Source organism: Kribbella sp. NPDC055110 (assembly GCF_053607525.1).
This window is the reverse complement of record NZ_JBSGTS010000003.1, coordinates 390,141-400,645: the sequence shown is the minus strand read 5'-3', so window position 1 is coordinate 400,645 and position 10,505 is coordinate 390,141. Positions and strand designations below refer to the sequence as shown.

The window sequence follows — 10,505 nt, the reverse complement described above, 5'->3', positions numbered from 1 at the left end:
CCTGGTTGGCGGTGGCGCGGCATTCCGCGGCGTTTTCCAGCAGGTCGCGGGTGGGGAGCGACTCCAGATCTTCCTCGAACATGTGTTTGATTCTATGCTATGCGGGGTGGCGGGTTCAAGTCGGTGGCGGGCTGGTTTCTCCTTGTCCACAAGGGGAAATGTCACAGGCGCGGCGTGCCAGGAAACGTGTATGCGGCGGCGGTCACGGGTCGGTGGTGGGTGGTCCGGAGGGGTGACGTGACTTGTCGGGAGCGCCAAGGTGGGCCGGCTGTGCTCTGTCCACGCGACACTGTCCTTCCAGTGCAATGCAGTGCAGGGCGGTGCGGTGCGGGTACCGCATCGCCTGGTACTTGCTGTCGTAGTCGTGCAGCTCCTCTTTGTGCCGGGAGATGAGCAGCAGCGAGTAGTCGGTCGTGGCGCCGACGACCAGGATGAAGAGGATGCCCTGGCTCGGCCGTTCAGTTGTAGTACGCCGTTCTTCGCCAGCGGACAGACCACGAGTGCGGCGAGCAGGATCCCGCTGAACGCGATCACGAAGTCCGCGAACACCCCGCCCGGGCCGGTGACGAAGACCTGTAGACCATTCGGTGTGAGGTCTTGTCTGATGTCGGGACGCAGTGCGTCCGCGACCGCGAACAGCACCGTCTGGTCCTGCTTGGCGACCACCGTCGACTCGGCCTGTTCGGAAGGAAGTTGGCGGTGTCGTTCTGCTGGACCTCGCTCAGCTTTCCGACCGCCCGGAACCTCTCACCTCCCCTGGAGGGGTGTGCGGGACCCGTTTCGGCGGCGTAACAACAAGATGACTACGCGGAAACACCCCGGTCATAGCGTCCTGGCCTAATCGAACAGGTCGGATGATCGGAGACACGCGATGACGCTCGAGGCAGGACCGGAGGTCGTCACTCCCCGCGACCAGACCGGTACGGTCGGAACGGTCGAAGCGCCGCGACGCGGGCGGTGGATCGATGTCTGGGATCCCGAGGACGCCACGTTCTGGGCCGGGAAAGGCCGGGCGCTGGCCCGGCGGAACCTGTGGCCCTCGATCTTCGCCGAGTTTCTCGGCTTCTCGGTGTGGCAGCTGTGGAGCATCGTCGTGGTGTCGATGCCCAAGGCGGGCTTCACCTACAGCACCGACCAGCTGTTCTGGCTGGTCGCGTTGCCGAGCCTGGTCGGCGCGACGCTGCGGTTGCCGTACACGTTCGCCGTACCGCGGTTCGGTGGGCGGAACTGGACGATCTTCTCCGCGTTGCTGCTGCTGATCCCGACTGCCGGGCTCTCGTACTTCATAACGCAGCCGGACACCTCGTTCTGGCTGATGGCGCTGGTCGCGGCGACGGCTGGTGTCGGTGGCGGAAACTTCGCCAGCAGCATGACGAACATCTCGTTCTTCTACCCGGAGAAGGAAAAGGGTTTCGCGCTCGGCGTGAACGCAGCCGGCGGAAACCTCGGGGTCGCGGTGGTGCAGCTGGTGGTGCCGATCGTGATCGTCGCGGGCGCCGGTCTCACGCTGAACCGGGCCGGTCTGATGTGGTTGCCGCTGATCGTGCTGGCCGCGTTCTGGGCCTGGAAGGCGATGGCCAACCTCTCGGTGGCGAACTCGTCGTTCCGTACGTCGATCGCCGCGGCGAAACGCCCGCACACGTGGGTGATCTCGTTCCTGTACATCGGCACGTTCGGGTCGTTCATCGGTTTCGGGGCGGCGTTCCCGCTGCTGATCAAGACCACTTTCCCGGACATCACGCCGGCGCATTTCGCGTTCCTGGGCGCCCTGGTCGGGTCGTTCGCGCGGCCGTTCGGCGGCAAGTTGTCCGACCAGGTCGGCGGCGCGTGGGTGACGGTCTGCTCGTTCGTGGTGATGGGCCTCGGAATCCTTTCCGCGGTGGTCGCGCTCAAGTCGGAAAGTTTCCCGGCGTTTCTGGCCAGTTTCCTGGTGCTGTTCGTGGCCAGCGGAATCGGCAACGGATCGACGTACCGGATGATTCCGGCGGTTTTCCGGCTCACGACGCCGGACGACTCGGGACGGGCCCGGCGTGAGGCGGCGGCGTGTATCGGGATCGCGTCCGCGGTCGGCGCGTACGGCGGTTTCCTGGTCCCGCGCGGATTCGCGATGTCGACGAGCCAGTTCGGATCGCTGATCCCGGCGCTCTACGTGTTCTGCGGTTTCTACGTGGTCTGTCTCGCGGTGACGTACCTCTGCTACCTGCGCAAGGGTGGCCCGCTCACCCGGGAGCGCGTGTGACGGCTGTTTCGACTCATTGTCCGTACTGCGCTCTGCAGTGCGCCACCACGTTGCACCCGGTCGCTCGGCCGGGTGCAGCACCAAGGACTGTCACCGTGCAGCCGCGCGACTTTCCTACCAATCGCGGTGGGTTGTGTCGTAAGGGCTGGACGGCTCCCGAGGTGCTCACGGTGCCGGACCGGCTCACCATGCCGCTGGTCCGCAACGCCGCGGGCGAGCTGGTGGAGACGAGTTGGGACACCGCGCTGGACTTCGTCGCCGACCGCATCAAGGCGTTGCAGGCCGCTCACGGGCGGGACGCGATCGCCGTGTTCGGTGGCGGCGGGCTGACGAACGAGAAAGCGTATGCGCTGGGCAAGTTCGCCCGCGTGGCGCTCAAGACAGCGAATGTGGACTACAACGGCCGGTTCTGTATGTCGTCGGCGGCCGCGGCGACGAACCGGGCGTTCGGGATCGATCGCGGGTTGCCGTTTCCGCTGGCCGATCTGGGCGGTGCCGGTGCGGTCCTGCTGGTCGGCAGCAATATCGCGGAAACGATGCCGCCGGCGGTAGCGCATCTGCAGGGCGCACGCGACACGGGTGGACTTCTGGTCGTCGACCCGCGTCGCTCCGCCACCGCCGGACTGACTGAGGAAAACGCTGGAATTCACCTGCAGGCAACGCCTGGCACCGATCTCGCATTGGTCCTCTCGCTCACCCACGTGGTGCTGCAGGAAGGTCTGGCGGATACGGCGTACCTGCAGGAGCGGACGGATGATCCTGACGCGCTCGTCCGTACGACGGCGTCCTGGTGGCCGGAGCGGGCCGAGCGGGTGACTGGTGTGCCGGCCGCGACGATCCGGCGGGCGGCGCGGGTGCTGGCGGCTGCTGCTCCGGTGCATGGTGGCGCCGGGGCGTTCATCCTGACGGGCCGCGGGGCTGAGCAGCACAGCAAGGGCACCGACACGGTGACTGCTTGCATCAACCTCGCGTTGGCGCTTGGCCTGCCTGGCCGGTTGGGCAGCGGGTATGGCTGCATCACCGGGCAAGGAAACGGGCAGGGTGGTCGTGAGCACGGGCAGAAGGCGGACCAGCTGCCTGGATACCGGAGCATCTCGGACCCGGCGGCGCGGGAGTACGTCGCTGGTGTCTGGGGTGTGGATCCGGACGAGTTGCCGGGGCCGGGGAAGAGCGCGGTCGAGCTGATCAATGCGCTCGGTACGGCGGATGGTCCGAAGGCGCTGCTGGTGCACGGGAGCAATCTGCTTGTGTCGGCGCCGCATCTGTCGTCGGTACGGGAGCACCTCGCATCGCTCGATCTGCTGGTTGTCGCGGACGTCGTACCTTCGGAAACCGCACTGCTCGCGGACGTGGTGTTTCCGGTCACGCAGTGGGCCGAGGAGGACGGGACGATGACGTCCCTCGAAGGCCGGGTACTGCGGCGGCGTGTAGCGGTGGCCGCGCCGGGTGAGGTGCGGAGCGATCTCGCGGTGTTCGCAGGGATCGCGGAAAGGCTCGGCGTACCAGGGTTTTCGACGGATCCGGCTGAGGTGTTCGAGGAGCTGCGGCGGGCGAGTGCCGGCGGGAAGGCCGACTACTCGGGGATCACATGGGCGCGCTTGGATGCGGACGAGGCGTTGTTCTGGCCGGTGCCGCACGACGGGCATCCGGGAACGCCGCGGTTGTTTTCCGACGGATTTCCGACGGCGGACGGGCGCGCGCACGTCGTACCGGTCGATCACCGGCCGGTCGCGGACGATCTCAGTACGGAGGCACCGCTCTATCTGGTGACGGGACGGTTGCTACAGCACTATCAGAGCGGCGCGCAGACGCGGCGGGTTCCGGAGCTGGCGGAGGCCGAGCCGGAGGTGTACGCCGAGATTCATCCGCGGGTCGCCGCGCAGTTAGGGATCGGCGACGGGCGTCCACTGCGGTTGCGGACCGCGCGCGGATCGATGATGCTGCCGGCCCGGGTGACGGCCGACGTCCGGCCGGACACCGTTTTCGTGCCGTTCCACTTCGGTGGCGCCGAGGCGGTCAACGAGCTGACCAACGACGCCCTCGACCCGGTATCGGGGATGCCCGAGTTCAAGGCGTGTGCCGTCGAAGTCACCGCCGCTGCCCTGCCAGCAACAGGGGTGTCGGCATGAGAGTAGTGATCATCGGCGGTGGGATGGCCGGGCGGCGGCTGGCCCAGCTAGTGGAGTACGACGTAACGGTCCTCGGCGACGAGCCGTCGTACAACCGGGGCCGGTTGACCGAGTACGTCGCTGGCCGCGCGGAGGTTGCTGTTGGCAACGAGCTGCTCCGGACTGCGGTGGCGGTAGATCGGGTACGGCGGGTTGTAACCGACGATCGCGGCCGGGAGTACCAGTACGACCGGTTGGTGTTCGCAACCGGCGCCGTGCCGGTGGTTCCGGAGGGCATCGAGGGCGGGCAGCTGCTGAGGTCGATGGACGACGCACGGGTGGTGGTTGCGGCGGCCGGGGCGGCCCGGCGTGCCGTTGTTCTCGGGGGCGGGGTGCTCGGGGTTGAGACTGCCTGTGCGCTGCGTGAACGTGGAGTCGCGGTCACGCTGGTGCACGACGGTGAAACCCTGCTGGACAAGACGATTCGCGCGTCCGCCGGACGTCGCGTGACGCGCGCGGTCCGGAAGCTCGGCATCGAGGTGCTCCTCAACACGGAAACTGACGGAACGGAAACAAGGAACGGCGATTTCCGCGCCCTCAGGCTGCGGAACGGCCGCCAGGTGTTCGGCGATCTGCTGGTCGTCGCGTGCGGTGTCCGGGCCCGCACCGACCTGGCCACCGACCTAGCGACCGGCCTGACGGTGCGCGACGGAATCGTCGTGGACGACACACTGACGAGCCCGGACGACCCACGGGTGCACGCGATCGGCGACTGCGCCGAGATCGACGGCCGCGTCACCGGCACCGTCGACGCTGCGTGGACACACGCCGAGGCACTGGCGAAGCACCTGATGAACGAGACCACGCAGCTACCCGGCTACGAGGTCGTGCGCGTGACGGCCGGCGGCCTCGACCTGCTTGTTCTCGGCGACAAGGACGAAGCCGGGGAAGTGGTCCGGCTCGAGGACGGGTCGCGGTACGTGCGGGCCGTCCTGCGGGACGGTGTGGTGCGGTCGGCCGTGGCAGTTGGTGCCCCCGAGGTCGCCGCGGAGCTGGTGCTGCTGGCCGACAGAGGTACGCCGGTGGTCGCGGACGGTTTGTTCGCGGAAAACGCCGTACAGAACAACGCCGTACAGAACAAGAAAGTGGCGACCGTCTGCAGGTGCAACGGCGTCACCAGGGTCGCGATCGAAGCGGCCTGGCGTGAAGGTGCCGACAGTGTCGCCGGCATCGCCGCCACGACGCGGGCGACGACCGGGTGCGGAAGCTGCACCGGCGCCGTCGGCGAACTGCTCGACCGCTTCCGGCGCGGCGAGACCGAACCAGTCCCGAGCAGGAGGGCGACGATGGCAGAGCTGAACCAGGCCAAGCACGTGGTGGTGGTCGGCGGAGGCATGGTCGCACACCGCCTGGTGGAGGCGTTGCGGCAACGCGACACCGACGTCACCTACCGGATCACGGTCTTCGGCGAAGAGCCGCGGCTGCCGTACGACCGGGTCGCGCTGACCAGCTACTTCTCCGGCCGCGACCCGCAGGACCTGTCGCTCGGCGACCCGGACCTCTGGGACGACCCGGCGGTCAACCTGCGCAAGGGCGTACAGGTCACCTCGATCGACACGACGGCGAAGACCGTCACCACAGCGCGCGGCGAGGAGGTCGGGTACGACGAACTCGTCCTGGCGACCGGCTCCGCGGCGTTCGTCCCGCCGGTGAAGAACAACGACGCGCAAGGCTGCTTCGTCTACCGGACCGTCGACGACGTCGCCGCACTCCGCGTGTACGTCGAACGCCTGAAGAGCGAAGGCAAGCAGGTCAACGGTGTCGTCGTCGGCGGTGGTCTGCTCGGCCTCGAAGCCGCCGGTGCACTAACAGCTTTAGGGGCAGCGACCAAGGTCGTCGAGTTCGCGCCCCGGCTGATGCCGGTGCAGGTCGACGAGGGCGGCGGTTCCGCGCTGGCCCGGCTGATCGAGGGCCTCGACGTCGACGTACTGACCGGGACGCAGTGTCAGCGCGTGAAACTCACCCCGCAGGGTGCGGCCCGCGCGATGGCTGTTGCCGACGGCCCCGATCTGCCGGCCGACGTGGTGGTCTTCGCGGCCGGCGTGCGGCCGCGTGACGAGCTCGGCCGCGAAGCCGGGCTGCAGATCGGCGAGCGCGGCGGTGTCGTGGTCGACGAAGCCTGCCGTACGTCCGTTCCTGGTGTCTGGGCGATCGGCGAAGTGGCTTGTATCGAGGGGCGCGTGTGGGGCCTGATCGCCCCCGGCTACACGATGGCCGAGATCGTCGCCGACCGCTTGCTCGGCGGCGAAGCGACGTTCCCGGGCGCGGACACGTCGACGAAGCTGAAGCTGCTCGGTGTCGATGTCGCGAGCTTCGGTGACGCGTTCGGCGCCACCGAGGGCGCGCTGGACATCGTGTACGCCGACCCGGTGGCCGGTGTCTACAAGAAGCTCGTGTTGTCCGACGACGCCCGTACCCTGCTCGGCGGCATCCTCGTAGGCGACGCGTCGGCGTACTCCGGACTCCGGCCGATGGTCGGCCGGGAGCTCGGGGCGGACCCAGCCGCGTTCCTGCTGCCCGAGGGCTCCGGTCCGGTACAGCTCGAACTGCCGGACGACGCGCCGGTGTGCTCGTGCAACAACGTGTCTGCGGGGACGATCCGGTGCTCCGTGCGGGACGAGGGCTGCACCGACATCAAGTCGGTGTGTGCGAAGACCAAGGCAGGCACGAGCTGTGGTTCCTGCCTGCCGATCGTGAAGAACCTGCTCGACACCGAGCTCACCAAGGCCGGGGTCGAGGTCAGCAAGGCGCTCTGTGAACACTTCGCACTCAGCAGGGCCGAGCTGTTCGACGTCGTCCGGATCACCGAGCTGCGGACGTTCAGCGAGATCGTCGAGCGGCACGGCAGCGGTCGCGGGTGCGACATCTGCAAGCCCGTGGTCGCGTCCATTCTGGCGAGTCTGGACCCGGCCGGTCACGTGCTCGAGGGCGAGCGCGCGACGCTGCAGGACACCAACGACCATGTGATGGCCAACATGCAGAAGGACGGCACGTACTCCGTCGTACCGCGGATTCCCGGTGGTGAGATCACGCCGGAGGGGCTGATCACGATCGGCGAGGTGGCGCGTGACTTCGGGCTGTACACGAAGATCACCGGCGGCCAGCGGGTCGACCTGTTCGGGGCGCGCATCGAGCAGCTGCCGGCGATCTGGAAACGACTGGTGGACGCGGGGTTCGAGTCGGGACATGCGTACGGCAAGGCGCTCAGGACCGTGAAGTCGTGCGTCGGGTCGACCTGGTGCCGGTACGGCGTACAGGACTCGGTCGGGATGGCGATCGCGCTGGAACTGCGGTACCGCGGGCTGCGGTCGCCGCACAAGCTCAAGCTCGGCGTCTCCGGCTGTGCGCGGGAGTGCGCGGAGGCGCGCAGCAAGGACGTCGGCGTGATCGCGACCGAGAAGGGCTGGAACCTGTACGTCGGCGGCAACGGCGGCATGACGCCCCGGCACGCCGAGTTGCTCGCCTCGGACCTGACGGACGAGCAGCTGTTCCAGGCGATCGATCGGTTCCTCATGTACTACGTCCGCACCGGTGATCGCCTGCAGCGGACATCGGTGTGGATGCGCGAGATCGGTCTGGATCAGGTGCGGGACGTCGTACTCGACGACAGCCTTGGGATCGCGGCCGACCTGGACGCCGCGATGGCCAAGCACGTCGACTCGTACGTCGACGAGTGGCAGGCGACGCTGAACGATCCCGGCAAGCTGGCCCGGTTCGTGTCGTTCGTGAACGCGCCGGACCAGCCCGACGCCGACCTGCGGTACGTGGTCGAGCGCAACCAGCCGCGCCCGGCCACCTCGGCCGAACGCGGGCAGCTGGAGCCGGTGCTGCTGGCCGGCCCTCGATTGGAGGTACGCCGATGACGATCGCGGCTGTTGGAGCGACGGTGATCTGTGCTCTGGAGGAACTGCTGCCGGAGCGCGGTGTCGCGGCGCTGCTGGGGGACACGCAGATCGCGTTGTTCCGGACGCACGACGACGAGGTGTTTGCCATCGGCAACCAGGATCCGTTCAGCGGGGCGAACGTGATGTCGCGGGGCATCGTCGGCAGCCGCGGCGACGTACCGACGGTGGCGTCGCCGATGTTCAAGCAGGTCTTCGATCTGCGCACCGGGGTGTGCCTGGACGAGCCGGAGGTGGCGCTGCCGGTGTACCCGGTCGAGGTCGTCGACGGACAGGTCGTGGTGGGTCCAGGTGACCACTAGGCCGGGGCCGCTCAGCGGCTGCGCGATCGCCATCACGGCGCATCGGCGTGCGGAGGACCTGATCGCGTCGTTCGAGCGGCGCGGCGCGAAGGTGCTGCACGCGCCGACCCTGCAGATCGTGCCGGTCGCCGACGACCACACGCTGATCGAGGCGACCCGGCGGGTGATCGCGAACCCGCCGGACGACGTCGTGGTCACCACCGCGGTCGGGTTCCGCGGGTGGGTCGAGGCGGCCGATACCGCAGGGCTTGCCGCCGATCTGCTGGGGACGTTGGAGCGGTCGCGGCTTCTCGCCCGCGGTCCGAAGGCACGCGGCGCGATCCGCGCGGCCGGGCTGGTCGAGCACTGGTCGGCGCGGTCGGAGACGACGGCCGAGGTGGTCGAATGGTTGCGCGCGCAGGGCGTCGTCGGGCGGAAGATCGTCGTACAGTTGCACGGTTTGTCGGATCCCGCGTTGCAGGATGCCTTGCGGGCGGCCGGTGGGTCGGTGCGTGGGCTGGAGGTGTACCGGTGGGGGCCGTCGCCCGATCCGGTCGCTGTCGAGCGGATGATCTCGCAGGTCTGCGCGGGGACCGTCGACGCCGTCGTACACACGTCGGCACCAGGTGCGCAGGCGATGCTCGACGCGGCGGCGTTGAACGGGCAGTACGACGACCTCACGTCGGCGTTGCGGACCGGGCGGGCGCTGAACGCCTGCGTCGGTCCTGTGACTGCGGGACCCTTCAGGGCGTTGGGGCTGGAGCCGCTGGTGCCGGACCGGTACCGGCTGGGTGCGCTGATCCGGATCGTGACCGATCGGCTCACCGACGACAACGCGCGGTCGATCGAAACGGCGTTCGGGCAGTTGGTGATCCGTGGTGGGGCGGCCGTGCTGGACGGCGTCGTAATGCCGCTGGGTCCCGGGCCGCGCGCTGTCCTGGCGGCGCTGGTTGCGGCCGGGGGCGATGTCGTGTCGCGTCCTGAGTTGCTGGCTGTCCTGCCCGGTGCGGAGGACGTGCACGCGGTCGAGGTGACGGTGAATCGGCTGCGTACTGCGGTTGGTCGTCCCGAGTTGGTGCGCACCGTCGTACGGCGTGGTTATCGGCTCGCTGTCGAACCGGCGGGCGTTCCGACATGACCGATCTTGTGGCGGTGGCCCACGGTACGGCGGATCCGCGCGGTATCCGGGTGGTGCACGAGGTCGTCCGGGAGATGGCTCGTCAACGGCCGGACCTTCCTATTTCGTTGGGATTCGTCGATCTGCTCACGCCGGCGCTCCCGTCTCTCGTTCGCCGCATCGCTACGGGTGCTGAGGACGCTGTCGTCGTACCGCTCCTGCTGAGCTCCGGCTACCACGTGTACGTCGACGTCGCCGCCGAAGCGCTGCGCTACCCCGGGCAGGTTCACGCGGCCGCTGCGCTGGGTCCGGATCCCGTGCTGGTCGAGATCCTCGCGGACCGGCTGGGGGACCTGTCCCACGTGGACACCGTCGTACTGGCCGCCGCCGGCTCCTCCGACCCGCGCGCCCTGGCCGACTGCGAAACAACCGCCAGACTCCTGTCCGCACGCGTCGACCGACCGGTCCAGGTGGCCTACGTATCAGGCGCCGGCACCCGCCTCCCCGACGTCGTGTCCCGCACCCCGGGCCGCTTGGCCGTGGCGACGTACCTCCTTGCCCCCGGTACCTTCCACAACCTCATCCGCCGCCAAGCCCACCCCCACCCCGTCACGGCCCCCTTGGCCCCCGACCCCCGCCTGGCCACCCTCGCCCTGACCCGCTACAACCAAGCCCGCCGCACCGCCCTGCTGTCGTGCGCGTGAGCCTAGGATCTGCAGCTCGACAGTACGTATACGACTACTGCCGGAGAACCCCGCCTGACCGCCGCTCGGATCCGGCGCCAATGGGCATATACGT

General features: G+C 68.6%; 7 protein-coding genes. 6 read left to right on the top strand and 1 reads right to left on the bottom strand.

Annotation, left to right across the window (positions count from 1 at the left end):
- Positions 1-202 precede the first annotated feature (202 nt).
- The gene (locus ACWF0M_RS07855; protein ID WP_452234858.1) at positions 203-391 is read right to left on the bottom strand and encodes a hypothetical protein; all 189 of its coding nucleotides are present in this window, start codon (positions 389-391) and stop codon (positions 203-205) included.
- Between the two features lie 480 nt (positions 392-871).
- On the opposite strand from ACWF0M_RS07855, the gene ACWF0M_RS07850 reads away from it, so the two are divergent.
- Genes ACWF0M_RS07850 through ACWF0M_RS07825 form a run of 6 tightly spaced genes read left to right on the top strand, consistent with a single transcriptional unit; the run spans position 872 to position 10,411 of the window.
- Positions 872-2,239, top strand: a complete 1,368-nt coding sequence (locus tag ACWF0M_RS07850) for an MFS transporter (RefSeq protein ID WP_452234855.1) — start codon at positions 872-874, stop codon at positions 2,237-2,239.
- Entirely contained in the window at positions 2,236-4,368 is a 2,133-nt protein-coding gene (locus ACWF0M_RS07845) for a molybdopterin oxidoreductase family protein (RefSeq protein WP_452234854.1), read from the top strand. The genes ACWF0M_RS07850 and ACWF0M_RS07845 overlap by 4 nt, the downstream gene beginning before the upstream one ends.
- Positions 4,365-8,270, top strand: coding sequence for a nitrite reductase large subunit NirB (gene nirB, locus ACWF0M_RS07840; protein WP_452234853.1), 3,906 nt, complete (start codon positions 4,365-4,367; stop codon positions 8,268-8,270). The genes ACWF0M_RS07845 and nirB overlap by 4 nt, the downstream gene beginning before the upstream one ends.
- Positions 8,267-8,611, top strand: a complete 345-nt coding sequence (gene nirD, locus ACWF0M_RS07835) for a nitrite reductase small subunit NirD (RefSeq protein ID WP_452234852.1) — start codon at positions 8,267-8,269, stop codon at positions 8,609-8,611. Before nirB ends, nirD begins: the two co-directional genes overlap by 4 nt.
- Positions 8,601-9,728, top strand: coding sequence for a uroporphyrinogen-III synthase (locus tag ACWF0M_RS07830; protein ID WP_452234851.1), 1,128 nt, complete (start codon positions 8,601-8,603; stop codon positions 9,726-9,728). The genes nirD and ACWF0M_RS07830 overlap by 11 nt, the downstream gene beginning before the upstream one ends.
- Entirely contained in the window at positions 9,725-10,411 is a 687-nt protein-coding gene (locus ACWF0M_RS07825; RefSeq protein ID WP_452234850.1) for a sirohydrochlorin chelatase, read from the top strand. Before ACWF0M_RS07830 ends, ACWF0M_RS07825 begins: the two co-directional genes overlap by 4 nt.
- The last annotated feature ends 94 nt before the right edge of the window (positions 10,412-10,505 follow it).